This window comes from Pseudomonas sp. LF020 (assembly GCF_053456425.1).
Genome location: NZ_JBRFIX010000004.1, coordinates 285856 through 310760, shown reverse-complemented (window position 1 = coordinate 310760; position 24905 = coordinate 285856). Strand labels below are relative to the sequence as shown.

Sequence of the window (24905 nt, the reverse complement as noted above, 5' to 3'; positions counted from 1 at the left end):
GCCTGAACCCGACTATTGAAGTACGGGTTCGCTGTCGGAGTCGAAGATGAAAAACTGGCTGGACGAGATCAAGTGGGACGCCGATGGCCTGGTGCCGGCGATTGCCCAGGATCACAAGACCGGACGCGTGCTGATGATGGCCTGGATGAACCGCGAAGCGCTGGAGCTGACCGCTGCGGAAAACCGTGCAATCTACTGGTCACGTTCCCGTGGCAAGCTGTGGCGCAAGGGCGAAGAGTCCGGCCACGTACAGACCCTGCATGAAATGCGCCTGGACTGTGACGCCGACGTGATCATCCTGATGGTCGAACAGATCGGCGACATCGCTTGCCATACCGGCCGTCAAAGCTGCTTTTACCGCGTCTTCGAAAACGGCGACTGGAAAACGGTCGACCCGGTTCTGAAAGACCCGCACGCTATCTATTCCGCAGGACAATAGGATGTGTCATCAGTCATTTACTGAGCTGCGTTGCCGGCTGAAAGCGCGCCAGGCAAGGCGCAGGCCGCAGGGAATGTCTTTTCCTTGCCAAGGCCTGCAACGCAGCATGGCGCGCTTTCAGCCGGCAACCCGAAGGGCCGGGCCTGATTTTGTGCAGGGCTGCGTTACTCGTCGTTTATTTGAAATGCCAAACTACACTCCTCGCGCCTTGCCCTGCACAAAATCAGGCTCCGGCGCAGCTCAGGAAATGACTGATGACACATCCTCCCATGAGTGACACCCTGACCCGCCTCGCTCAGGTGCTTGAAGAGCGCAAGGGCGCCGCTGCCGACAGCTCATATGTGGCTAGTCTGTATCACAAGGGCCTGAACAAGATTCTGGAGAAAGTCGGCGAAGAGTCGGTCGAAACCATCATTGCCGCCAAGGACGCCGCCATCAGCGGTGACTGCAGCGATGTGATCTACGAGACCGCCGACCTGTGGTTCCACAGCATGGTCATGCTCGCCCAGTTGGGGCAGCATCCGCAGGCCGTGCTGGATGAACTGGATCGTCGCTTCGGTCTGTCCGGACACGTCGAGAAAGCCTCGCGTCCGTCCGCCTGAACAATTTTTAGAGAGGAACAGCAACATGGGCATTTTTGACTGGAAACACTGGATCGTCATTCTGGTAGTCGTGGTGCTGGTGTTCGGCACCAAGAAACTGAAAAACCTCGGCACCGACGTCGGTGAGTCGATCAAGGGCTTTCGCAAAGCCATGAACGACGACGAGAAACCCGCTGCCGATCCGACCGTAACGCCTGCGCAACCGGTGCCTCCGGTGCAGCCGCAAGCCACCGCTCAGGCCAACCCGCCGCACACCATCGACGTGCAGGCGCAGAAAGTCGAAGAGCCGATCCGCAAAGACGTGTGAGCACTGACTAATGTTTGGTATCAGCTTCTCTGAACTGCTGCTCGTCGGCCTCGTCGCCCTGCTGGTGCTGGGCCCCGAGCGTCTGCCGGGCGCTGCGCGCACCGCCGGCCTGTGGGTCGGCCGGCTGAAGCGCAGCTTCAACGCGATCAAACAGGAAGTTGAACGTGAAATCGGTGCCGACGAGATCCGTCGGCAACTGCACAACGAGCACATTTTGTCGCTGGAGCAGGAGGCGCGGAAGATTTTCACGCCGGTTCAGCAGGAGCCAACGCCGGTTGAGCATGTGGGTGAGCAGACGATTCATGCGCCAGCCGCGCCAGCTGTAACAGCTCCGACACCTGCACCTGCCGCCGCTGTAGCGCCGCCAGCCCCCGTGCCGGCTGCTACAGCAACTTCGGTTGAACACGTAGCTCCAACCGCCGCGCCGACCACAACAGCGCCTCACGACCCTACATTGCCGCCGCGAGCCCCATGAGCGATCTCCCCGAAAACGACCAGCACATGCCGCTGGTATCGCACCTCACCGAGTTGCGCACCCGTCTGCTGCGGTGTGTGGCGGCGGTGTTCATCATCTTCGCCGGGTTGTTCGCCTTCACCCAGCAGATCTACACCTTCGTCTCGACGCCGCTACGCCAGTACCTGCCGGTCGGCGCGACGATGATCGCCACTGACGTATCGTCGCCGTTCCTGACGCCGCTGAAGCTGACGATGATGGTCTCGCTGTTCCTCGCGATTCCGGTGATCCTGCATCAGATCTGGGGCTTCATCGCGCCGGGCCTGTACAAGCATGAGAAGCGCATCGCCGTGCCGCTGCTGGTGTCGAGCATCCTGCTGTTCTACACCGGCATGGCGTTCGCCTATTACTTCGTGTTCCCGCTGATCTTCAAGTTCTTCGCCGCCGCCACCCCGGCCGGCGTGGAAATGATGACCGACATCACCAGTTACCTCGACTTCGTCATGACGCTGTTCTTCGCCTTCGGCGTCGCGTTCGAAATCCCGGTGGCCGTGGTGCTGCTGGTGTGGATCGGCGTGGTCGACGTCAAATACCTGAAGAAGATTCGCCCGTACGTGATCATCGGCTGCTTCGTGGTCGGCATGATCCTCACCCCGCCGGACATCTTCTCGCAGACCCTGCTGGCCGTGCCGATGTGGATGCTGTTTGAAATCGGCATTCTGTTCGGCAGCCTGGTCAGCAAACGCGAACGCCCGGACGAAACGCCAGCCGACGATCACAACGACCAGCCGCCAGCGACCCAGGCATGAACCTGCTGCTGCTCGAAGAGGCCGACTTCATCGCGGCCGACCGCGTCGTGCTGCGTGACCGGCGCCTGACCCACATGCAGGAAGTGCATCGCTCGGAAGTCGGGGACAGCCTGCGCGTGGGGCGCATCAACGGACTGATGGGTTCGGCTGAACTGCTGCGCCTCGAGGCCGGCGAGGCCGAGTTGCGCGTCATCCTCGATCAACCACCGCCGGCCAAGCTGCCGCTGACCCTGGTGCTGGCCCTGCCACGGCCGAAGATGCTGCGTCGAGTGTTCCAGACCGTGGCGACCATGGGCGTGTCGAAGGTGATTCTGGTCAACAGCTATCGGGTCGAGAAGAGCTTCTGGCAGACACCGTTTCTGGAGCCGGAAGCGATTCGCGAGAATCTGATCCTCGGCCTCGAACAGGCCCGCGATACCGTGCTGCCGGAAGTCATCATCGAGAAACGCTTCAAGCCGTTCGTCGAAGACCGCCTGCCGGCAATCAGCGAAGGCACCCTGGGTCTGGTCGGCCATCCCGGCAATTACCCGCCGTGCCCACGTGCGCTGAGCGAACCGGTGACCCTGGCGATCGGCCCCGAAGGCGGCTGGATCCCCTACGAAATCGACCTGCTGGGCAAGTCCGGCCTGCAACCGGTGCAACTGGGCGAGCGCATCCTGCGCGTCGAAACCGCCGTCACCGCCCTGCTCGCCCGCCTGTTCTAAAAGTACTGTGGCGAGGGAGCTTGCTCCCGCTTGGGCGCGAAGCGGCCATTGCTCTTCCCTCAGATGAAAATGTGTTTGTCAGTTTTGCGACGGCTGCGCCGCCGGGCGGGAGCAAGCTCCCTCGCCACAATGTCGCTGCGCTTCAGACAAATCGGGTTACAGATTGCCATCACCCCGCCGATACAGTCCCCATAAGTCCAATTAGTGGTCCGAGGGGAGTCGTCGCATGTACCGTTGGTTAGCCGAGAATCTTGGGAACGTCAGCGTCAAACGCAAGCTGGGCATCGGTTTCGGCCTGGTGCTGTTGCTCACCCTGCTGATTACCTTTACCGGCTGGACCGGCATGGGCGGCATCATCAGCCGTGGCGACAAGCTCGGCTTCATTTCCAGCCTCAACGAGCTGACCAAGGACCTGCGCCTGGCGCGTCTGGACTATGAAGCGCGTCGTGGCGAACAAGGCCCGGGCGCGGTCAACGAGTTGCTGGCCAAACTCGCCAGCGGCTTGCAAACCGCGCGCGGCCTGATCGAGCAGCCCGCAGATGCGGCCATGGTCGATCAGCAACTGGCCGCTGTCGCCGAGTACAAACGTGCCTTCGCCGACATGACACAGGCCACCGTGCAGCGTGAAGACGCGCGCAGCAAGCTCGGCGCCAGTGCCGACAATGCCGTGGCTAAAGTCTCGGAAGTCGAGAAATCCATGCTGCAGGGTGACAGCGTCGCGCAATTCAACAGCGTGATCGAATTGAGCAAACTGTTGCAGCAAGCGCGCTATCAGGTGCGCGGCTACACCTACAGCGGCAAGGCCGAGGCGGAGCAGCCCGCGCTGGACGCCATCGACAATGCGCTGAAAAACCTCGACAGCCTGCCGGCGAAACTGCCCGAACAGCACATTGCCAACCTGCAACAGGCCACCGACTCGATCAAGGCTTATCGCGCGGCGGTCGCTCAGTTCCGCGACTCGCAGGTGAACAATGCCAAGGCCGGGGCAACCATGACGGCTCAGGGCGACATCCTCCTCGACGTCAGCAAGAAGCTCACCGAATCGCAAACCGTGGTGCGCGACACCGACGCCGCCAGCGCCAAGAACCAATTGATCATCGCCACCCTGCTGGCCGTGGCCTTCGGTTTGCTGGCCGCGTGGGCGATCACCCGTCAGATCATCATCCCGCTGAACCAGACCCTGAAAGTCGCCGAGCGCGTGGCTGCCGGCGACCTGACCCACAATCTGATCTCGCAACGCCGCGACGAACTCGGCCAACTGCAGCGCTCGATGCAGAGCATGACCCAAGGCCTGCGCGAGTTGATCGGAGGCATCAGCGACGGCGTCACGCAGATCGCCAGCGCCGCCGAAGAGCTGTCAGCGGTCACCGAGCAGACCAGCGCCGGGGTCAACAATCAGAAAATCGAGACCGATCAGGTCGCCACCGCCATGAACGAAATGGCCGCCACCGTGCAGGAAGTCGCGCGCAACGCCGAAGAGGCTTCCGAAGCCGCCGTGGCCGCCGACCAGCAGGCCCGCGAAGGCGACAAGGTGGTCGGTGAAGCCATTGCGCAGATCGAGCGTCTGGCCGTCGAAGTGGGCCACTCCACTGAGGCCATGGGCGAGCTCAAGCGCGAGAGCGACAAGATCGGCAGCGTGCTCGACGTGATCAAGTCCGTCGCCCAGCAAACCAACCTGCTGGCGCTTAACGCGGCCATCGAAGCGGCCCGTGCCGGTGAGGCCGGGCGTGGTTTTGCGGTGGTTGCCGATGAAGTCCGCAGCCTCGCCCAGCGCACGCAGAAGTCCACCGAAGAGATCGAAGAGCTGATCGTCGGCCTGCAGAACGGCACCCAGCAAGTGGCGACGATCATGGACAACAGCCGCAGCCTGACCGACAGCAGCGTCGAACTGACCCGCCGCGCCGGTGGCTCACTGGAAAGCATCACCCGCACCGTCTCGGCGATTCAGGCGATGAACCAACAGATCGCCGCGGCGGCCGAGCAGCAGAGTGCCGTGGCTGAAGAAATCAACCGCAGTGTGCTGAATGTGCGGGATGTGTCGGATCAGACCTCGGCGGCGAGTGAAGAAACGGCGGCGTCGAGTGTTGAGCTGGCGCGGCTGGGGACGCATCTGCAGATGCTGGTGGGGCGGTTCAAGGTTTGAGGTGACGCATCGGCCTCGGTTCGCTTTGGACTGAGGTGATGCTATCGCTGGCAAGCCAGCTCCCACAGGTTGCTAGTCGTTCACAAAGTTTGTGTTCAACCCCTTCACTGTGGGAGCTGGCTTGCCAGCGATGGCGTCCGAAAGAACGCCGCCGTTACAACACCTGCCGCAGGAAGGCCTGAGCGCGCGGATCCTTCGGTGCATCGAAAAATTGCGCCGGCGCGGCATCTTCCAGCAGTTTGCCGTGATCGAAGAACAGCACCCGATCCGCCACTTCCCGGGCAAAACCCATTTCGTGGGTGACGCAAACCATGGTCATGCCTTCCACGGCCAGGTTCTTCATCACGTCCAGCACTTCACCGACCATTTCCGGGTCGAGGGCCGACGTCGGTTCGTCGAACAGCATCACTTTCGGGTCCATCGCCAGCGCCCGGGCAATCGCCACGCGCTGTTGCTGACCGCCGGACAGGCGTGACGGGTATTCCCGCGCCTTCTGCGCGATACCGACCTTCTCCAGCAACGCAAGGGCCTTGGCCTCGCTTTCCTTCTGCCCGCGCTTGCGCACGACTTTCTGCGCCAGGCAGAGGTTTTCCAGCACGGTCATGTGCGGGAACAGGTTGAAGTGCTGGAACACCATGCCGACTTCGCGGCGGTAGGCGTTGACGTCGGTTTTCGGGTCAGCCAGTTGCAGGCCGTCGATGCTCACCGAACCCGAGTCGAACTCTTCCAGGCCGTTGAGGCAGCGCAGGAAGGTCGATTTGCCCGAGCCCGACGGGCCGATCACCACCAGCACTTCGCCCTTGGCGACAGACGTGGTGACGTTATCCACCGCCCGGACTACCTGGCCCCGGGTGTCGAAGACTTTTACCAGATCGCGGACTTCAATCACTTTGCGCGAGCCTCCGCTCAAGCCGGCTGGCGATTTTCGACAGCGGCAGGTTGATCAACAGGTACAGGCCGGCAACGCAGAACAGGATTTCGAACGGCGAGAACGAGGTGGTGATGACTTCACGGCCGCTTTTCAGCAGTTCGGTGATGGCGATCACCGACACCAGAGAGGTGTCTTTGACCAGACTGATGAATTGCCCGGCCAACGGTGGCAGCACGCGTTTGAACGCTTGCGGCAGCACCACATGGCGCATCGACTGGCCAGCACTCAGACCCAGCGAACGGGCCGCTTCGTTCTGCCCACGGGCAATCGACTGCACCCCGGAGCGGATGATCTCGGCCACGTAGGCGCCGGTAAACAGCGACAGCGCGGCGATCCCGGCGAACTCGCGGGACAGGTTCATCACCGTGCCGATGAAGAAGTAGAAGATAAAGATCTGCACCAGCAGCGGCGTGCCGCGCACCAGCTCGACGTAGATGCTCGACAGGTCGCGTAGCGTCGGGTTGCTCGACAGGCGGCACAGCCCGGTGACCAGACCGATCAGCAAACCGAGTACGCCGGACACCACCGACAGCCAAAGCGTCGTCCAAAGGCCCCACAGCAGTGGCCCTGCCGCCCAATGCCGGGTCACGCCCACGACGTCGCCTTCGGCCACATCGTCGCCCTGAGCGAATTGCAGGCTGTTTTCGTCGACGGTCAGGTGCTGCTCGTCACCGGCATCGTTGCGCAGGATGACCTGCGCGCTGCCGCCCTTGCGCACCAGTTCGGTGACGGTGGAGATATCGGTGGCACGCTGGGATTCTTCGGCCTGATAGGCGAAGTACTGCGGCACACGGTTCCAGCGCCATTCGTAGGACATCAGCGACGTGGCGTAATACAACGCGCCCGCCAGGCCGACCAGCACCAGCACGGTCAGGACGTGCCAGGGCCATTGGGCTTTTTTCTGTTTCATCTAGAGCAAATCCATATCGATCAGGATGCTCGCTCCCTCTGTGGCGAGGGAGCTTGCTCCCGCTAGGGTGCGCAGCAGCCCTGAAATCAGCCACCGCGCAACGTCGGGTAGAACGAGTCAACCAGTTACGACTGCTTCGCAGCCGAGCGGGAGCAAGCTCCCTCGCCACAACGACCGGCGTTATTCCATGTCCTTGAGCCACTCGGTGCTCTTGAACCACTTGTCATGGATGCGATCGTAGGTGCCGTCTTCGTGGATCTGGTGCAGGAAGTTGTTGATGAAGTTGATGCTGTCGTAATCACCCTTCTTCAGACCGAAGGCCAGCGGCTCGTAGGTGAACGGCTTGTCGAGGAACACCAGTTTGCCGGCGCCGACCTTGTTCACCGCGACCACGTTGTACGGCGCGTCGTAGATGAACGCGTCGGCCTTGCCATTGACCACGTCGAGCACGGCTTCCTGCTCGTTGTCGTAGCCGTGGTACTTGGCTTTGGCGATCAGCTTCTTGGCAACCATTTCACCGGTGGTGCCGAGTTTGGAGGTGATGCGGTAGTCGGCGGTGTTCAGGTCTTTGTAGGACTTGATGGTGCCTTCCAGCTCCTTACGGATCAGCAGGGTCTGGCCGACCACGATGAACGGTTCGCTGAAGTTCAGGCGCAGGTTGCGCTCCTGAGTCAGGGTCATGCCGCTGCCGATCATGTCGAACTTGTCGGTCATCAGGGCCGGGATGATCCCGTCGTAACCGGTGGACACCAGCTCGAGCTTGACGCCCATGGCCTTGGACATGGCTTTGAGGATGTCGACTTCGAAGCCGATGATCTCGCCGCGCTTGTTGGTCATTTCGAACGGCATGTAGGTCGGATCCATACCGACTTTCAACGTGCCGCGCTTGACCGCGTCATCGATTGCACCGGCGTGCGCCGCATTGACTGCAACCAGTGCCGTGACGCCGACCAGCAGCATCGACAGATACTTCTTCATCTTCAAGTCCCCAAAACCATTGCGTTTGCGGCGCGAAAAACGACAGAAATGGACAAGATTGTCCGGGCGCGCCAATTCGGGGACGGATGCTAACGCACTCGATTTTTTGCACAAGGTTTAATGGACGATTTGTTTAACATTCAAAGGCCACCCCTCACCCCAGCCCTCTCCCCAGAGGGGAGAGGGGGAAAGGGAGCCGATCGGGGAAATATTCGAAAGCTAAGTTCGACTCGATTTCTCAGGTCGATGCAACTCGAATATCCAATCCGGTCAGTCCCCTCTCCCTCCGGGAGAGGGTTAGGGTGAGGGGGCTTTTCAGCGCCATAAAAAAACCCCGCTAGTTAGCGGGGTTTCTTCATCAGGCCGGTTGCGCCTGCAAGCTCACAGGCTTGAGCGGCAACAGCGGCGCATGCGGATCGGCTTTCACCGAAGCGCGCCAGGCATCCAGCCACTCGTTGTGACCTTCGGCCCAGACCAGCTCGTGCAGACGCGCCAGGGCCACCGGATCGCTCAGCAGTTGCAGGCGATCATGGTTGCTCAGGGCTGCCGGACCCGCCTTCAGGGCGTGACGCACACGCTCCTGACGCAGCCACTCGATCGGCTCGGCCTGACCGTGACGGGCCGTCGCCAGCGAGCACGCCAGGGCGTTCTGCTGCGGATCGACCACGGCGCGGATGAAGCCGTCGTTCAGTGCATGCCAGCGGTTCTCGTGGGTGTACTGATCGGTCGCCAGCAGAGCCTGTGGCGGATTGTATTCCTCTGGGATGAGGAACAGGCTCTCGTCACGGGACTTCAGGCCCAGACCGACACGGCTGGAAATCACCGACACCGGGATCGACAGCATCAGCGAACCGACGATCGGCACCAGCCACCACAGGAAGCTCGGGTTCAGCCAGATCACCAGCAGTGCCCAGCAGAAGCCCAACAGGGTCTGCGGACCGTGGCGCTTGACCGCCTCGCTCCATGGCGTGGAGTCGTCGTCACGCTGCGGCGAGTTCCAGGTCGCAGCCCAGCCGAGGAACGCGGCGAGGACGAAACGGGTGTGGAAAATCATCCGCACCGGCGCCAGCAGCATGGAAAACAACATCTCCAGCAGCATCGACAGGGTCACCTTGAACTTGCCACCGAACTCTTTCGCGCCCTTGGCCCAGATCAGGATGATGCTCAACAGCTTCGGCAGGAACAGCAGCACGATGGTCGTCGAGAACAGCGCGATCGCTTTGTCCGGGTGCCATTGCGGCCACAGCGGATAGAGCTGACGCGGTTCAAGGAAGTATTGCGGCTCCATCAGCGTGTTCACCGCCAGCAGCGCGGTGGACAGCACGAGGAAGAAGAACCACAACGGCGCCGACAGGTACGACATCACGCCGGTCAGGAACACCGCGCGGTGCACCGGGTGCATGCCTTTGACCAGGAACAGGCGGAAGTTCATCAGGTTGCCGTGGCACCAGCGACGGTCACGCTTGAGCTCGTCGAGCAGGTTCGGCGGCAACTCTTCGTAGCTGCCCGGCAGGTCGTAGGCAATCCACACGCCCCAACCGGCACGGCGCATCAGCGCGGCTTCAACGAAGTCGTGAGACAGGATCGCCCCGGAGAACGCACCTTTGCCCGGCAACGGCGCCAGGGCGCAGTGGTCGATGAACGGCTTCATGCGGATGATCGCGTTGTGACCCCAATAGTGGGATTCACCCAACTGCCAGAAGTGCAGACCGGCGGTGAACAGCGGGCCGTACACGCGGGTGGCGAACTGCTGCATGCGCGCATACAGGGTGTCCATGCCCGACGCACGCGGCGCGGTCTGGATGATCCCGGCGTCCGGCGTGGCTTCCATCAGGCGTACCAGACTGGTCAGGCATTCCCCGCTCATCACCGAGTCGGCATCGAGCACGACCATGTACTTGTAGTCACCGCCCCAGCGACGGCAGAAGTCGTCGAGATTGCCGCTCTTGCGTTTCACGCGACGACGGCGGCGGCGATAGAAGATCTTGCCGAAGCCCTTAGCTTCGCGGCAGACGTCCAGCCAGGCCTGCTGCTCGGCGACGCAGATATCGGTGTCGTTACTGTCGCTGAGGACGAAGAAGTCGAAGCGATCCAGATCACCGGTGGCCGCGACCGACTCGAAGGTGGCGCGCAGACCGGCGAATACCCGAGGCACGTCTTCGTTGCAGATCGGCATGACCAGCGCGGTACGGGCGTCTTTCGGAATCGGCTCGTTGCCGGCGCTTTTGCCGGAGATACGGTATTTGTCGTGGCCGGTGAGCAACTCGAGGAAGCCCATCAGCGCCGTCCAGAAACCGGCCGAGACCCAGCAGAACAGAATCCCGAACAGGATCAGGATGCTGGTCTGCAGCGCATACGGCAGCACTTGCGTGGCGGTTTGCAGCAGCGGCTGGTGCAGCACTTCGTCCAGATCGACGAACGACCAGCCCTGGTACGGCATGATGCCTTTCATGTACCAGCCGGCAACGATGGTCTGGCCAAGCATCAGCAGCAACAGAATGTAGCGACGGATCGAACCCACGGTGCGCCAGCGCGCCGCCGGCAAGACGTTTTCGTCCTTCGGCGGCTGTGGCGGGTTGGTGCGCCCGGTCAGGCGACGCCAGCCACGCACCAGAATATTGGTGCGCCATGGCTCCGGCACGACTTTGGTCCGACGGATCGGCGGCGTCGCCTTCATGCTGACCCGACCGCTGGCGTCGAGCACCAGCATCTCCGCGTCTTCAAGCTCTTCGGCGGTGCTCAGGGTCAGGCGCTTGCCCACCGAAGCCTGGGCGGCTTCGGTGGGCGCGTCGAACGTTGACGACGACAGGCGCTGGTGCAATTCGCTGAAGGACTGGCAGCCCGCGAGTTCCGCGCGCTGCTCGTCGGTCATCGGCAGATGCGCCAGATACTCGGACAGAGTCTCTGGCTGTACTTGAGAGTTACTCATCGGCAGGCAACTGATAGCTCCAGGTCTCGGTCAGGACTTCTTCAGTCGGTGCCGATTCCGGTGTGGCTGGGGCCGCGTTGGCAGCCGCTGGCTGCTTGGCGTCTTTGTTGGCCTTGTCCTTGGCATCTACGGCTGGCTTGGCGTCGGCCTGTTTGGCCTCGGCTGCCTTGGCTTCCTTCTCGTCCTTCTCTTGTTGCTTGGCCGCAACCTTGTCCGCCTTGGCCACCGACGAATTCGACGCCGGTACCGAAGACTTGGCCAGATCAGCGGTGACCACTGGCTGTACCAGCGCGGCACGCATCTCGGTGGACTTGCTCGCGTCCTTGATTTTCATCCGCAGGGTCAGGCGCCAGCCCTTGGTTTCCGGGTTGTAACGCACGCTGTTCTCGACCAGCTCGGCGTTGTCGCCAACGCTGACCTGACTGCGCACGTCGGCATCCGGGGCCAGAGCCGCCAGCGATGGACCTTCGAAGTCGACCAGGTAGGCAACGCTGCCATCCGGTTGACGGATCAGGTTCGACTGCTTGACGTCACCGGTCGAACGCAGGGTCTGCTTGACCCAGGCGCTGTCCGGGGCGTGAATCGCCGCTTCGTCCATGGTCCAGTGCAGACGGTAGGCGAAGTCCAGCGGCTTGCCTGGCTCCGGCATGGTTTCCGGGCTCCAGAACGCAACGATGTTGTCGTTGGTTTCGTCGGCAGTCGGAATCTCTACCAGATCAACGGTGCCCTTGCCCCACTCGCCCTTCGGCTCGATCCAGGCGCTTGGACGCTTGTCGTAGCGGTCGTCGAGGTCTTCGTAGTGGCTGAAATCACGGCCACGTTGCAGCAGACCGAAACCACGCGGGTTCTCGACGCTGAAGTTGCTCACGGCCAGGTGTTTCGGGTTGTTCAGCGGACGCCAGATCCACTCGCCGTTGCCGGCATGGATCGACAGGCCGCTGGAGTCGTGCAGTTCACGACGGTAGTTGAGGACTTTCGACGGCTGGTTGGCGCCGAACAGGAACATGCTGGTCAGCGGTGCGATCCCCAGTTTGCCGACCTTGTCACGCAGGAACATCTGCGCCTTGACGTCGACAATGGTGTCGCTGCCCGGACGCAGGATCAGGCGGTAGGCACCGGTGGCGCGCGGCGAATCCAGCAGGGCGAAGATCACCAGATGCTTGTCGCCCGGCTTCGGTTGCTGAATCCAGAACTCGCGGAAACGCGGAAACTCTTCGCCCGACGGCAGCGCAGTATCGATTGCCAGACCACGGGCCGACAGACCGTAGGTGTGGCCCTTGCCAACGACGCGGAAGTAGCTCGCGCCGAGCATGGTCATGATTTCGTCTTGCTTGTCGGCCTTGTTGATCGGGTACAGCACACGGAAACCGGCGTAGCCCAGTTGCTCGGTAGCCTTAGGATCGAACTTGAGGTCGCCGAAATCGAAGCGGGTCGGATCGTATTTGATCTCTTCGACGGTGTTCGCCGTGATTTCGTTGATTTTCACCGGCGTATCGAAGTGCATGCCCTGGTGATAGAAGGACAGCTTGAACGGCGTCTTCTGATCGGCCCACTCAGCCTTTTCGGTGAGGAAGCGGATTTTCTGATAATCCGCGAACTTCATGTCACGGAATTCGTTCGGCAGGTTGCTGCGCGGGGCTTCGAATTTCTGCCCGGCGAGCTCTTTAGCCTTGGCTGATACATCGTCAAGATTGAACGCCCAAAGCTGGCCGGCGCTGAGCAGGCACAGGAGCGCCGAACCCGCTACCAGGGCACTTCGCATGCGTTTGGCAGACATTTTTGCTGCATTACAGGGACTAACAATCACGAGCAACCCTCGCCGAAAACAGATCAAAAAACCAACGGCCAGCAAGCCGTCTGTGTGGCCATTTTCGTCAGCTTATTTCGGTTCCAGAGAGCCAGATACTGCGTTGCCGCTCCTCGCCATAGCGGGCTATGACTCGTCGCGGCGCCTTGTCTCTGGCTCCCTGGCCCTCGAAATAATGCTGACAAAAATGGCCGTACAGACCGCTCATGCCAGGTTGGCGAGCATTGTTCCGACTCCGCTGGGGCAAAATGATTCCCCAATCGGATCCGGACAAGTCTCTACCTAAGTCAAAAATGGACCAGCGAACGCTGATCCCCATAGCGCGCGATTATCTAGTAGCCCGCGTGACAACGCATCAGGGGTAACAAAGTATTTATCGCGAAAAACGCCTGTTTTCAGTCGAAAAGCCCTTGAAAAGATGTTTCAAGCGCTTTCATGTCTGTAACAGGAAGGTGACCGGGCCATCGTTGACCAGGTGCACCTGCATATCCGCGCCGAATCTACCTGATGCCACAGTGCCATGCATCTGTTTCGCTTTGCCCAATAGATAGTCGAACAATTCCTCGCCCAATGCCGGAGGGGCCGCGGTCGAGAAACTCGGACGCAACCCACTCTTGGTGTCGGCAGCCAGGGTGAACTGAGAGACCAGCAGCAACCCGCCGCCCACATCCGCCAGGGACAGATTCATCTTGCCCTCGGCGTCACTGAATACCCGATAGTTAAGCAGCTTATGCAGAAGTTTGTCGGCGCTGGTACGGGTATCGTCGGGTTCGACCGCCACCAGTACCAGCAATCCTTGATCCACCGCGCCGACGATCTCGCCCGCCACTTCGACCCGTGCACCGCGCACGCGCTGTATCAGCCCCTTCATGCTTCTTCGGGCGGCAGGTCGAGCAGGCGGCGAGCCATTTTGCTTGCGGCACGCACCAGCGCATCGGTGATGCCCGGCTCGGACGCGGCGTGACCGGCGTCGCGAATCACCTGCAGCTCGCTGTTCGGCCAGGCCTGATGCAGCTCCCAGGCGTTGTCCAGCGGGCAGATCACGTCGTAGCGACCGTGAATGATCACCCCCGGCAGGTGGGCGATCTTGCCCATGTCGCGAATCAGCTGATTCGGCTCAAGGAACGCGTTGTTGGTGAAGTAGTGGCACTCGATCCGCGCAATCGACAAGGCGCGCTGCGGCTCGGAGAAACGGTCGACCACCAGCGGGTTCGGGCGCAGGGTCGCAGTGCGCCCTTCCCAGGTCGACCAGGCCTTGGCCGCATGCATCTGCGCGATCTGGTCGTTGCCGACGAGGCGCTTGTGGAAAGCGCTGAGCAGATCGTCGCGCTCGTCCAGCGGGATCGGCGCGATGTAATCCTGCCAGTAATCGGGGAACAGACGGCTGGCACCGGCCTGATAGAACCACTCGATTTCCTGCGGGCGGCAGAGAAAGATCCCACGCAGGATCAGACCGTGTACGCGCTCCGGGTGGGTTTGCGCGTAGGCCAGCGCCAGGGTCGAACCCCACGAACCGCCGAACAGCACCCATTTGTCGATGCCCAGGTGCTTGCGGATACGCTCAAGGTCGGCGACCAGATCCCAGGTGGTGTTGTTTTCCAGGCTGGCGTGCGGGGTGGAGCGTCCGCAGCCGCGCTGGTCGAAGGTGACAATGCGATACAGATTCGGATCGAAATAGCGACGGCTCTGCGCGTCGCAACCGGCACCCGGGCCGCCGTGGATGAACACCACCGGCAAACCTTCCGGCGAGCCGCTTTCATCGACGTACAGCGTGTGGGTGTCATCGACAGCCAGATCGTGCCGGGCGTGGGGTTTGATCTGCGGAAACAATGTCTGCATTGCGCGCTCCGTAAGGGGTCGAGGTCATCCCTGGGGGGACTTCTATTATTCTGCCGTTCGGCATCATAAACCCGATTTACGTCAATGAGCATGCCTGAGGCCATGAATCAAAATCTGTGGCGAGGGAGCTTGCTCCCGCTGGGCTGCGGAGCAGCCCCAAAACAGTCAACCGAGTGTTCCCGGTTGAATCCGGATTGCCGGTTTGCGACGGCTGCGCCGCCGAACGGGAGCAAGCTCCCTCGCCACAATTTTCTCTGCGAGTCAGGTGGTATGGCGGGATTTGCCCCAGTTCAAGAAGCCCTGCAGCAACTCCTTGAGCACCACCCGCGTCGGCTCGGCCAGATCGGCGCGGTAGCGGAACGGTTCGAATTCTTCCATGTAGGTGCACTGGCCCAGTTCCAGTTGCACGGCGTGGATGTTCTCGGCCGGGTTGCCGTAGTGGCGGGTAATGTGGCCGCCCTTGAAGCGTCCGTTGAGCACGTGACTGTAATTGCCATGCCGCGCGCAGATCGCTTCGAGCTGCGTCGCCAGCTGTGGATCGCAACTGGCGCCGTTGAAGGTGCCGAGGTTGAAGTCCGGCAGTTTGCCGTCGAACAGGTGCGGGATGATCGAACGGATCGAGTGCGCGTCGAACAGCAGCGCATAGCCGAACTCGGCCTTCAGCCGCGCCAGCTCTTGCTGCAGGGTGCGGTGGTACGGCGTCCAGATCTGTTCCAGATAGGTCGCGCGCTCTTCTTTCGAAGGCTCGTGCCCTTCGCGGAACAACGGAATGCCATCGAACAGCGTCGCCGGGTACAGCCCGGTGGTGGCGCCGGCATACAACGGCTTGTCATCGGACGGACGGTTGAGGTCGATGACAAACCGCGAGTACTCGGCCGCCAGGGTGCTGGCGCCCAGCTCTTCGGCAAAATCATAGAGCTGCGGAATGTGCCAGTCGGTGTCCGGCAGGCTTTTCGCGTCCGGTATCAGCCCGGCCTCGACCGCAGACGTCAGGCGCACACCGGCATGCGGCATGCTGATCAGTAGAGGCACGCGACCTTGTTTGAAACTCAGAACCTTATCCACAACCGCTCTCCTACAGACTTGATTCGACGCCGTGACGCACGACGCGTTTGTCCAGATCACCGCCGAGCCAATAGGCCAGGTCCGCCGGACGATCGATGTGCCAGGCGACGAAATCCGCGACCTTGCCGACTTCCAGCGAGCCATGGGTGTCGGCCATGCCCAGCGCTTGCGCAGCGTGGATGGTCGCACCGGCCAGGGCTTCTTCCGGGGTCATGCGGAAGCAGGTGCAGGCCATGTTGAGCATCAGGCGCAACGACAGCGCCGGTGAGGTGCCGGGGTTGAGGTCACTGGCGATGGCGATCTTGACCTTGTGCTTGCGCAAGGCGTCCATCGGCGGTAACTGGGTTTCGCGCAGAAAGTAGAACGCCCCCGGCAGCAGCACGGCGACGGTGTCGGACTTGGCCATGGCGATGGCGTCGTCTTCGTCCATGAACTCCAGATGATCGGCAGACAACGCGTGATACCGCGCGGCCAGACTGGAGCCGTGCAGCGATGACAATTGCTCGGCGTGCAGCTTCACCGGCAGACCGAGTTTCTGTGCGGTGATGAACACCCGCTCGACCTGCTCCGGCGAGAACGCCAGATACTCGCAGAACGCATCCACCGCGTCGACCAGCCCTTCGGCGGCCAATGCCGGAAGCATCTCGGCGCAGATGTGCTCGATGTAGTCGTCAGCGCGATCCTTGTATTCCGGCGGCAGCGCGTGCGCGGCCAGACAGGTACTGCGCACGCTGATCGGCAGCTCTTTTTCCAGGCGACGAATGACCCGCAGGATCTTGCGTTCGCTGGCCAGATCGAGACCGTAGCCAGACTTCATCTCGACCGTGGTCACGCCGTCGCGCATCAGGCTTTTCAGACGCTTGGCGGCGCTGGCGAACAGCTCGTCTTCGCTCGCTTCACGGGTGGCGCGCACGGTGCTGGCAATGCCGCCGCCCTGCGCCGCGATCTCAGCATAGCTGACGCCTTGCAGACGCTTTTCGAATTCGCCGCTGCGGTTGCCGCCGAACACCGTGTGGGTGTGGCAGTCGATCAGGCCGGGGGTCACCCATGCGCCTTGCAGATCGTTGACCGCCGGGTATTCGCCGGACGGCAGCAGATTGCGCGGACCGATCCACTCGATGTGCGCACCGGACGTCACGATGGCCGCATCCTCGATGATCGAGTACACGCCCTGCGCCATGGTTGCGACGTGGCAGTGTTGCCAGAGGGTTTTCATCCCAAGTCCTCGTCTTGTTCAAAATCGTATCGCTGGCAAGCCAGCTCCCACAGGTATTTGTGGGAGCTGGCTTGCCAGCGATGAGGCCCTTACAGGCTCGGCAGCAGCTTGGCTGGAACCAGCTCAGTCAAACACCGCGAAGCCAACAGCTCAGTCGCCGCATTGATGTCTGGCGCAAAGAAGCGGTCCTTCTCATAGAACGGCACTTCGCGGCGCAGAATCGCCCGCGCCTGTTCCAGCTTGGCCGAGGTCTTCAGACCGTTACGCAGGTCCAGCCCCTGCACCGCCGCCAGCCATTCCACCGCGAGAATCCCGCGGGTGTTCTCGGCCATTTCCCACAGGCGCTTGCCGGCGGCCGGAGCCATCGACACGTGGTCTTCCTGGTTAGCCGAAGTCGGCAGACTGTCGACCGAATGTGGATGCGACAGCGCCTTGTTCTCGCTGGCCAATGCAGCGGCGGTCACCTGAGCGATCATGAAGCCGGAGTTCACACCGCCATTGGCCACCAGGAACGGCGGCAGTTGCGACATGTGCTTGTCCATCATCAGCGAGATGCGGCGCTCGCTCAGCGAGCCGATTTCAGCGATGGCCAGGGCCATGTTGTCGGCGGCCATGGCCACCGGTTCGGCGTGGAAGTTGCCACCGGAAATCACATCGCCTTCAGCGGCGAATACCAACGGGTTGTCGGAGACGGCGTTGGCTTCGACCACCAGTACCTCGGCGGCCTGACGGAACTGGGTCAGGCAGGCGCCCATGACTTGTGGCTGGCAACGCAAGGAGTACGGGTCCTGAACCTTTTCGCAGTTCTGGTGCGAATCGGACACTTCGCTGCGCTCGCCGAGCAGAGCGCGGTAAGCCATGGCCGCGTCGATCTGGCCTTGCTGACCACGGGCCGCGTGGATGCGCGCGTCAAACGGCGAGCGCGAACCGAGTACCGCTTCCACCGTAAGCCCGCCAACGGTCAGTGCACCGGCAAACAGGTCTTCACCTTCAAACAGACCGCGCAGGGCGAATGCAGTGGACACCTGAGTGCCGTTGAGCAACGCCAGACCTTCTTTCGCCGCCAGGGTCAGCGGGGTCAGACCGGCGACTTTCAGCGCTTCGGTCGCCTCCATCCATTCACCCTTGTAGCGCGCCTTGCCTTCACCCAGCAGCACCAGCGACATGTGCGCCAGCGGTGCCAGATCGCCAGAAGCGCCCACCGAACCTTTGAGCGGAATGTGCGGATACACCTCGGCGTTGATCAGCGCGATCAGCGCATCGATCACCACGCGGCGGATCCCGGAAAAACCACGGCTGAGGCTGTTGACCTTGAGCACCATGATCAGGCGCACCAGCTCATCGCTGATCGGCTGGCCGACACCGGCGGCGTGCGACAGCACCAGCGAACGCTGCAGGTTTTCCAAGTCTTCGCTGGCGATCCGGGTCGAAGCCAGCAGGCCGAAACCGGTGTTGATGCCGTAGGCAGTACGGTTCTCGGCGAGGATCTGCTCGACGCAGGCGACGCTGGCCTCAATCTGCGCCGCAGCGCTGCTGTCGAGGGTCAGCTTGACCGGTTGCTGATAGACGTCACGCAGTTGGGCCAGGCTCAGTTGGCCGGGAATCAGGTTCAGCGCAGTCATTAAAATGCTCCTTTTGAACATTGTTATTAACTACCAGTCGCTCCGGAGCATTCCGTTATCCGTCGTTTCTCGTCTTGTGGACGATCCGCGCCTTGGCACGCTGGTATGGGTAGTTGTCAGTGCAGATTCGGTAATACGTTGTGCAGCGAATTCGGGTCTTTCAAAACGTTCGCGGCGGCAGCGATATCCGGCGCCAGCCAGCGATCCTGATCGTAGGCCGGGACGGTTTCCCGCAGCAGGCGCCACGCCCGGTCAGTGCCCGCGCCAAAGCGTTGCTCCTTGAGGAATTCAAAGGCCTGCGCCGCCAGCAGGTACTCGATGGCGAGAATCTGCGTGCAGTTTTCCAGAGCACGGTGCAGCTTCAGCGCGGCGCTGGTGCCCATGCTCAGATGGTCTTCCTGCAGGCCCGAGGTGACGTAGTTGTCGAGCACTGCCGGTTGCGCCAATTGGCGGTTCTCGGCACACAGCGAAGCGGCGACGTATTGCACGATCATCATCCCGGAGTTCACCCCCGGGTTGGCCACCAGAAACGCCGGCAGACCGCTGACGTGCGGGTTGACCAGACGATCGAGGCGGCGCTCGGCAATCGAGCCTATTTCAGCCATGGCAATCGCCAGCAGATCCGCCGCCATCGCCACCGACTGGCCGTGCGGGTTGGCTTGCGACATCACCCGGAAATTCTCCGGCGTGCCGAGCAGCAACGGGTTGTCGGTGCAGCCGTTGAGTTCGGCTTCCACTTGTTTGATCGCGTGGTCCAGTTGATCGCGCGCCGCGCCGTGCACCTGCGGGATCGAACGGATGCTCAGCGCATCCTGAGTGCGAATGCCTTTGCTGGTCGCGATCACTTCACTGCCATCGAGCAAGGCGCGCAGATTGCTCCCGACCTGTTGCATGCCCGGGTGCGGCTTGAGCGCGATGATCTCGGCGTCGAACGCGGCAATCTGGCCGCGCTGGGCTTCGAAGCTCATCGCGCCGATCACATCGGCCCATTGCACCAGACGTGTCGCGTCGGCAATCGCCAGGCAGCTGAGGCCGGTCATGCACGGCGTACCGTTGACCAGACACAAACCGTCCTTCGCACCCAATTGCACCGGCTGCAAACCTTCTTCGGCCAGCGCCTGTTGCGCCGAGATAATCTGCCCGCGATAGCTGACATTGCCCACGCCCAGCAGCGCGATGCCGATGTGCGCCATGTGCGTCAGGTAACCGACCGAACCTTGCGATGGAACCTGCGGGGTGATGCCACGATTGAGCAGCGCCAGCAGCGCTTCGACCACGCGGCGATGAATGCCGGATTTGCCGTGGCTGTAGTTGTGAATCGCCGCGCAGATGATCGCGCGGGTCTGCTCATCGGGCAGCACCGGACCGACGCCACAGGCGTGGCTGAGCAAGGTGTTGCGCGAGAGCTGACTGAGTTGCTCGTCCTCCAGCGAGACGTTGGACAGACCACCCAGACCGGTGTTGACGCCATAGGCACGCTCGCCGCTTTCGACGATGCGCTGGACGATACCCTGAGCGTTTTCGATGCGCGCCCAGGTCTCGCTCGACAGCTCAAGTTTTGCGCCGTGACGGGCGACGGCGACCACGTCCTGCCAACGCAGGGGGTTGCCGGTGATGATGATTTTTTCAGCCTGGGACATCTAAAACCTCATGCCAATTCTGTTGATACACCAACCTGTGGCGAGGGAGCTTGCTCCCGCTGGACTGCGAAGCAGGCCCAAAATTTTTGCGACCGCTGCGCGCTCGAGCGGGTGCAAGCTCCCTCGCCACAAAAGCAGTCTCGCCCTTAGTCCACTAAACCACCGCCGCCCGCCGCTGCACGAACCGGTCAACATACTCATCCGCCGGCGAATGCAGGATCTCTCTTGGCGTGCCGACCTGAATCAGGCGCCCATCCTTGAGGATCGCGATGCGGTTGCCGATGCGCACGGCCTCGTCGAGGTCGTGGGTGATGAAGACGATGGTCTTGTGCAGGGTCTTTTGCAGCTCCAGCAACTGGTCCTGCATCTCGGCGCGGATCAGTGGGTCCAGCGCACTGAACGCTTCGTCCATCAGGATGATGTCGGTGTCGGCCGCCAAGGCGCGGGCCAGGCCCACGCGCTGACGCATGCCGCCAGAGAGCTGGTGCGGGTATTTGTTTTCGTAGCCCTTGAGGCCCACGGTGTTGATCCAGTGCAGCGCACGTTCGGCGCACAGCTGTTTGCTTTCGCCGCGCACTTTCAGGCCGTAGGCGACGTTCTCGATCACGGTCTTGTGCGGCAGCAGGCCGAAGCTCTGGAACACCATGCTGATCTTGTGCCGGCGAAATTCGCGCAGCGCTTCCATGTCGTATTGCAGGATGTCCACGCCGTCGACCAGGATCGCGCCGCTGGTGGGGTCGATCAAACGATTGAAGTGGCGCACCAGGGTCGATTTGCCGGATCCGGACAAGCCCATGATCACGAAGATCTCACCGGTGCCGATGCTCAGCGACAGGTCGTTGACCCCGACCACGCAACCGGTTTCGTTCAGCACCTGATCCTTGGTCTTGCCCTGGCCGACCATCGCCAGTGCGTCCTTGGCGCGGTTGCCGAAAATCTTGAAGACGTTTTTGACTTCGATCTTGCTCACGGTTGCGTTGTTCATTTGCTCACCTCATGCCGTGGCCGACCGTACGCCTGAGTAATGCGGTCGATGACCACTGCGAGAATCACGATCGCCAGACCGGCTTCGAGGCCGCGTCCGACGTTGAGGGTTTGAATCCCCACCAACACGTCTTCACCCAGACCACGGGCGCCGATCATCGAGGCGATCACCACCATCGACAGGGCCATCATGGTGGTCTGGTTGATCCCGGCCATGATGCTCGGCAGGGCCAGCGGCAGTTGCACGCCGAACAGTTGCTGCCAGCGGTTGGCACCGAAAGCGTTGATCGCTTCCATGACTTCCCCGTCGACCTGGCGGATGCCCAGATCGGTGAGGCGGATCAACGGCGGCGCGGCGTAGATCACCGTGGCGAAAATCGCCGGGACCTTGCCCAGACCGAACAGCATCAGCACCGGGATCAGGTACACGAAGCTGGGCATGGTCTGCATGATGTCGAGCAGCGGCATCAGCACCGAACGCAGGCGATTGCTGCGCGCCGAGAGGATCCCCAGCGGAATGCCGATCAGCACCGAAATGATCGTCGCGACCATCATCAGCGCCAGGGTCTGCATGAGCTTGTCCCACAGGCCGACAGCGCCCACCAGGAACAGCAGACCGACAATGACGGCGGTGGTCACGACTTTGCGCGTGGCGTGCCAGGCGACGACGCCGACGATCGCCAGCATCAGCCACCACGGCGCCGCACGCAGCAGGCCTTCGAGATTGACGATGGCCCACAGCAGGGTGTCGGAGATGTGGCGGAACACATCACCGTAGTTGGTAACCAGCGAATCGACCCAACCGTTGACCCAGTCGGCGATGGAAAAGGTAAAGCTTTCGGGAAACATAAGCGGCTCTCAATCAGAAATCTCAATCAAGCGATTTACGGCATATCTCCCGGCCAGCCTCACGGTTGACCGGGAGGTATCGACCTACAGCGCCGCGTCGATTTTCTTGGCTGCGTCGTCACTGACCCACGCATGCCAGACCTCAGGATGTTCCTTGAGGAAGATTTTCGCCAGTTTTGGCGACTCGATACGTTCCTTCGCCATGCGTCCCAGGTTCTGGTTCAGCAGGTCGATCGGCAGGTTGACCTTTTCCAACACGGCCACCAGTTCGGGCGCCTGCTCATGGAAGGTTTTCGACAAGCCGACCTTGATGCTCACGCTCTTGTCGACGCCCGGTTTTTCTTCAAGCTTGACCGCGTCGATCTGGCCCATCAGCGGGGTTGGCGACCAGTAGTAAAACAGGATCGGCTCGCCACGCTTGTAGCTCGACAGCACCGCCGCATCCAGCGCAGGTCCTGTGCCCGGGCGGAAGTTGGTGTAGGTGTTTTCCAGGCCGTAGCTCTTGAGCATTTCGCTGTTGTCCAGCTCGCAGGTCCAGCCCGCCGGGCAGTTGTAGAAACGGCCCTTGGACGGCTCTTCGGCGTCTTTGAAAACAGCCGCGTACTTGCCCAGATCGGCGATGTTTTTCAGGTCCGGGGCTTTTGCTTCGATCTTGCGTTTGGCGTCGCCTTCGATCACGTAGCGCGGCACGTACCAGCCTTCGATTGCGCCGACGATCGGGGCGCCGACACCGACGACTTTGCCGGCCTTCTCGGCCTTGTTCCAGACCTCGCTGCGGCCGACCCATTCTTCGGCGAACACTTGAATGTCGTTGCTGCTCAGGGCGTTTTCCATGGTGATGGAGTTGCCCGGCAAACTGTCGGTCTTGCAGTCGTAACCTTTCTCCAGCACCACTTGCAGCACGTCGGTCAGCAGCATGCCGCTTTCCCAGTTCAGACCGGCGAATTTCACCGGTTTACCGGACTCGCACCAGCCGGCCGCCTGGGTGGTGCCGGCACTGGCCAGCAGGCCCATGGACAACAGTGTGGTGAGCAGGGTCTTGTTCGATTTCATTGTTGCGACGCTCCTAATCATGAATTGGCTTACGGCAGTCAAGAGGCATCCAGCCCTGTCCACGTCCAATCAGGCCTGCGCCGCAGCGCGCCCGGCCCCACTTTTTTCAGGTGGTACAACGCTGTTCTGCTCGATCGGCAGAATCAGGTGATCGGGCACCGAGCCGTGCCATTTTTTCGCGCACAGGTAATACAGCGCGGCCGGCAGCACCAGACCGATGATCCAGGAGATATCCACGTCACCGAGGGCGGCCACCAGCGGGCCGGTGTAGAACTTGGTGGAGATGAACGGCAGTTGCACCAGCACGCCGAACACATAGACGCTGATCCCGAGCAGGTTCCAGCGCCCGTAGCGACCGTTCGGATCGGCCAGCGCCGGCACGTCGTAGCGCTCGCGGGTGATGCAGTAGTAGTCGACCAGGTTGATCGCGCTCCATGGCGTGAAGAACGCCAGCAGGAACAGGATGAACGACTTGAACGCACCGAGGAACGAGTGCTGACCGAGCAAGGCGATCAGGGTGGCTGCACCGACGATCACCAGCACGAACACCAGACGCTGCAGGCGCGAGACCGTCAGATGCCCACGGAAGCCGCTGATGATGGTGGCGATGCACATGAAGCTGCCGTAGGAGTTCAGTGTCGAGATGGTCACCTTGCCGAACGCGATGCTGAAGTACAGCAGCGCCGCCGTGGCACCGGTGCCGCCCAGTCCGACGATGTAGGCCACTTCGTGACCGGCAAACTGGCCGTTGGCCGAAGCTGCCGCGAACACGCCGAGGACCATCGCCACCTGCGCGCCGATGACCGAACCTGCGCCAGCGGCAAAGAAGGTTTTCACCGAGGAAACCTTGCTCGGCAGGTAACGCGAATAATCCGCCACATAAGGGCCGAACGCGATCTGCCAGGAGGCCGCGAGCGACACCGCCAGCAGGAAGCTGCTCCAGCTGAAGTGACGGATCTGCAACAGTGCGCCCACGTCCACCTGGCTCAGCAGACGGCTGAACAGATACACGAAAGCAATCACGCCAATCACGCTGGCAATCCGGCCGATCCAGTGGATCACCCGATAACCGAGCACGGTGACCACCACGATGACACTGGCGAACAGCAGGATGCCGACGGTGTCGCTGACGCCAAACAACTGGCCCAGCGCCTGGCCGGACAGCACCGTACCGGTGGCGGTGAAGCCCAGGTACATCAGGCACACCAGCACGATCGGAATCGCCGCGCCATACACACCAAATTGCACGCGGCTGGAAATCATCTGCGGCAGACCCAGCTTCGGCCCTTGCGCCGCGTGCAGCGCCATCACGCCGCCGCCCAGCAGTTGACCGATCAACAGACCGATCAACGACCAGAACACATCCCCGCCCAGCACCACGGCCAGAGCCCCGGTGACAATCGCAGTGATTTGCAGATTCGCACCCATCCACAGGGTGAACTGGCTCAACAGACGACCGTGTCTTTCCGCTTCCGGGATGTAGTCGATCGAACGCCTTTCGATCAACGGTTTGTTGCCTGCACGATCGGGGGTTACAGCCATGATTCAACCTCTGTGGATTGTTTTAATTGTTCTCTCGAGCCTACTCGAACCCTTGTGGGAGCTGGCTTGCCAGCGATGACGT

The 24905-nt window shown here is 61.7% G+C and carries 22 protein-coding genes and 1 pseudogene; 8 read left to right on the top strand and 15 right to left on the bottom strand.

The window, feature by feature from the left end:
* Positions 1 to 46 precede the first annotated feature (46 nt).
* The 8 genes and pseudogenes from hisI (at position 47) to ACU680_RS11960 (ending at position 5458) form a co-directional block, all read left to right on the top strand.
* Positions 47 to 439 carry a phosphoribosyl-AMP cyclohydrolase gene (gene hisI / locus ACU680_RS11995; protein WP_095667753.1) on the top strand — a complete coding sequence of 131 codons (393 nt, stop codon included), beginning with the start codon at positions 47 to 49 and terminating at the stop codon, positions 437 to 439.
* Between the two features lie 269 nt (positions 440 to 708).
* A complete protein-coding gene (locus ACU680_RS11990) occupies positions 709 to 1041 on the top strand; it encodes a phosphoribosyl-ATP diphosphatase (protein ID WP_003220849.1) in 333 nt (110 codons plus the stop codon).
* Between the two features lie 25 nt (positions 1042 to 1066).
* Positions 1067 to 1348 (top strand): twin-arginine translocase TatA/TatE family subunit, encoded by a 282-nt coding sequence (locus ACU680_RS11985; RefSeq protein WP_003220847.1) that lies wholly within the window; start codon positions 1067 to 1069, stop codon positions 1346 to 1348.
* A 10-nt stretch (positions 1349 to 1358) separates the two neighbouring features.
* Positions 1359 to 1823 (top strand): Sec-independent protein translocase protein TatB, encoded by a 465-nt coding sequence (tatB, locus tag ACU680_RS11980; protein ID WP_448179541.1) that lies wholly within the window; start codon positions 1359 to 1361, stop codon positions 1821 to 1823.
* Positions 1820 to 2611 carry a twin-arginine translocase subunit TatC gene (gene tatC / locus ACU680_RS11975; protein ID WP_448179540.1) on the top strand — a complete coding sequence of 264 codons (792 nt, stop codon included), beginning with the start codon at positions 1820 to 1822 and terminating at the stop codon, positions 2609 to 2611. The genes tatB and tatC overlap by 4 nt, the downstream gene beginning before the upstream one ends.
* Complete coding sequence (locus tag ACU680_RS11970; protein WP_367082659.1) at positions 2608 to 3315, top strand: 16S rRNA (uracil(1498)-N(3))-methyltransferase; 708 nt, start codon at positions 2608 to 2610, stop codon at positions 3313 to 3315. Before tatC ends, ACU680_RS11970 begins: the two co-directional genes overlap by 4 nt.
* Before the next feature lie 226 nt (positions 3316 to 3541).
* A pseudogene (locus tag ACU680_RS11965) lies at positions 3542 to 4603 on the top strand (methyl-accepting chemotaxis protein); the annotation flags it as partial.
* Entirely contained in the window at positions 4586 to 5458 is an 873-nt protein-coding gene (locus tag ACU680_RS11960) for a methyl-accepting chemotaxis protein (RefSeq protein WP_371917811.1), read from the top strand. The pseudogene ACU680_RS11965 and the gene ACU680_RS11960, both read left to right, overlap by 18 nt.
* Positions 5459 to 5612: 154 nt before the next feature.
* Here the strand turns inward: ACU680_RS11960 and ACU680_RS11955 are convergent, their stop codons facing one another.
* The 15 genes from ACU680_RS11955 to ACU680_RS11885 all read right to left on the bottom strand — a co-directional run bounded on the left by ACU680_RS11955 (position 5613) and on the right by ACU680_RS11885 (position 24823).
* Positions 5613 to 6347 (bottom strand): amino acid ABC transporter ATP-binding protein, encoded by a 735-nt coding sequence (locus ACU680_RS11955; RefSeq protein ID WP_367082654.1) that lies wholly within the window; start codon positions 6345 to 6347, stop codon positions 5613 to 5615.
* The gene (locus tag ACU680_RS11950; RefSeq protein ID WP_448179539.1) at positions 6340 to 7299 is read right to left on the bottom strand and encodes an amino acid ABC transporter permease; all 960 of its coding nucleotides are present in this window, start codon (positions 7297 to 7299) and stop codon (positions 6340 to 6342) included. Before ACU680_RS11950 ends, ACU680_RS11955 begins: the two co-directional genes overlap by 8 nt.
* 180 nt (positions 7300 to 7479) lie before the next feature.
* Complete coding sequence (locus tag ACU680_RS11945; RefSeq protein ID WP_003220833.1) at positions 7480 to 8277, bottom strand: transporter substrate-binding domain-containing protein; 798 nt, start codon at positions 8275 to 8277, stop codon at positions 7480 to 7482.
* Between the two features lie 358 nt (positions 8278 to 8635).
* Positions 8636 to 11206 carry a glucans biosynthesis glucosyltransferase MdoH gene (mdoH, locus tag ACU680_RS11940; protein WP_448179538.1) on the bottom strand — a complete coding sequence of 857 codons (2571 nt, stop codon included), beginning with the start codon at positions 11204 to 11206 and terminating at the stop codon, positions 8636 to 8638.
* Entirely contained in the window at positions 11199 to 12983 is a 1785-nt protein-coding gene (locus tag ACU680_RS11935; RefSeq protein WP_333989364.1) for a glucan biosynthesis protein G, read from the bottom strand. Before ACU680_RS11935 ends, mdoH begins: the two co-directional genes overlap by 8 nt.
* Before the next feature lie 463 nt (positions 12984 to 13446).
* Positions 13447 to 13884: a D-aminoacyl-tRNA deacylase gene (dtd, locus tag ACU680_RS11930; RefSeq protein WP_400763446.1), complete on the bottom strand. Its 438-nt coding sequence runs from the start codon at positions 13882 to 13884 to the stop codon at positions 13447 to 13449.
* Positions 13881 to 14852 carry a prolyl aminopeptidase gene (gene pip, locus ACU680_RS11925; RefSeq protein WP_329698958.1) on the bottom strand — a complete coding sequence of 324 codons (972 nt, stop codon included), beginning with the start codon at positions 14850 to 14852 and terminating at the stop codon, positions 13881 to 13883. The genes dtd and pip overlap by 4 nt, the downstream gene beginning before the upstream one ends.
* A 261-nt stretch (positions 14853 to 15113) precedes the next feature.
* Positions 15114 to 15917 (bottom strand): N-formylglutamate deformylase, encoded by an 804-nt coding sequence (gene hutG / locus ACU680_RS11920; RefSeq protein ID WP_448179537.1) that lies wholly within the window; start codon positions 15915 to 15917, stop codon positions 15114 to 15116.
* A 10-nt stretch (positions 15918 to 15927) separates the two neighbouring features.
* A complete protein-coding gene (gene hutI, locus ACU680_RS11915; protein WP_448179536.1) occupies positions 15928 to 17133 on the bottom strand; it encodes an imidazolonepropionase in 1206 nt (401 codons plus the stop codon).
* An 89-nt stretch (positions 17134 to 17222) separates the two neighbouring features.
* Positions 17223 to 18755 (bottom strand): histidine ammonia-lyase, encoded by a 1533-nt coding sequence (gene hutH / locus ACU680_RS11910; protein WP_448179535.1) that lies wholly within the window; start codon positions 18753 to 18755, stop codon positions 17223 to 17225.
* A gap of 116 nt (positions 18756 to 18871) precedes the next feature.
* Positions 18872 to 20395 (bottom strand): histidine ammonia-lyase, encoded by a 1524-nt coding sequence (gene hutH, locus ACU680_RS11905; protein ID WP_448179534.1) that lies wholly within the window; start codon positions 20393 to 20395, stop codon positions 18872 to 18874.
* 154 nt (positions 20396 to 20549) lie between these two features.
* Positions 20550 to 21380, bottom strand: coding sequence for a quaternary amine ABC transporter ATP-binding protein (locus ACU680_RS11900; RefSeq protein WP_047601084.1), 831 nt, complete (start codon positions 21378 to 21380; stop codon positions 20550 to 20552).
* Positions 21377 to 22228, bottom strand: a complete 852-nt coding sequence (locus ACU680_RS11895) for an ABC transporter permease (protein ID WP_007949591.1) — start codon at positions 22226 to 22228, stop codon at positions 21377 to 21379. The genes ACU680_RS11900 and ACU680_RS11895 overlap by 4 nt, the downstream gene beginning before the upstream one ends.
* An 84-nt stretch (positions 22229 to 22312) precedes the next feature.
* The gene (locus ACU680_RS11890; protein ID WP_448179533.1) at positions 22313 to 23281 is read right to left on the bottom strand and encodes an ABC transporter substrate-binding protein; all 969 of its coding nucleotides are present in this window, start codon (positions 23279 to 23281) and stop codon (positions 22313 to 22315) included.
* Between the two features lie 69 nt (positions 23282 to 23350).
* On the bottom strand, positions 23351 to 24823 hold the full coding sequence (locus tag ACU680_RS11885; RefSeq protein WP_448179532.1) for a purine-cytosine permease family protein: 1473 nt from the start codon (positions 24821 to 24823) through the stop codon (positions 23351 to 23353).
* Positions 24824 to 24905 lie beyond the last annotated feature (82 nt).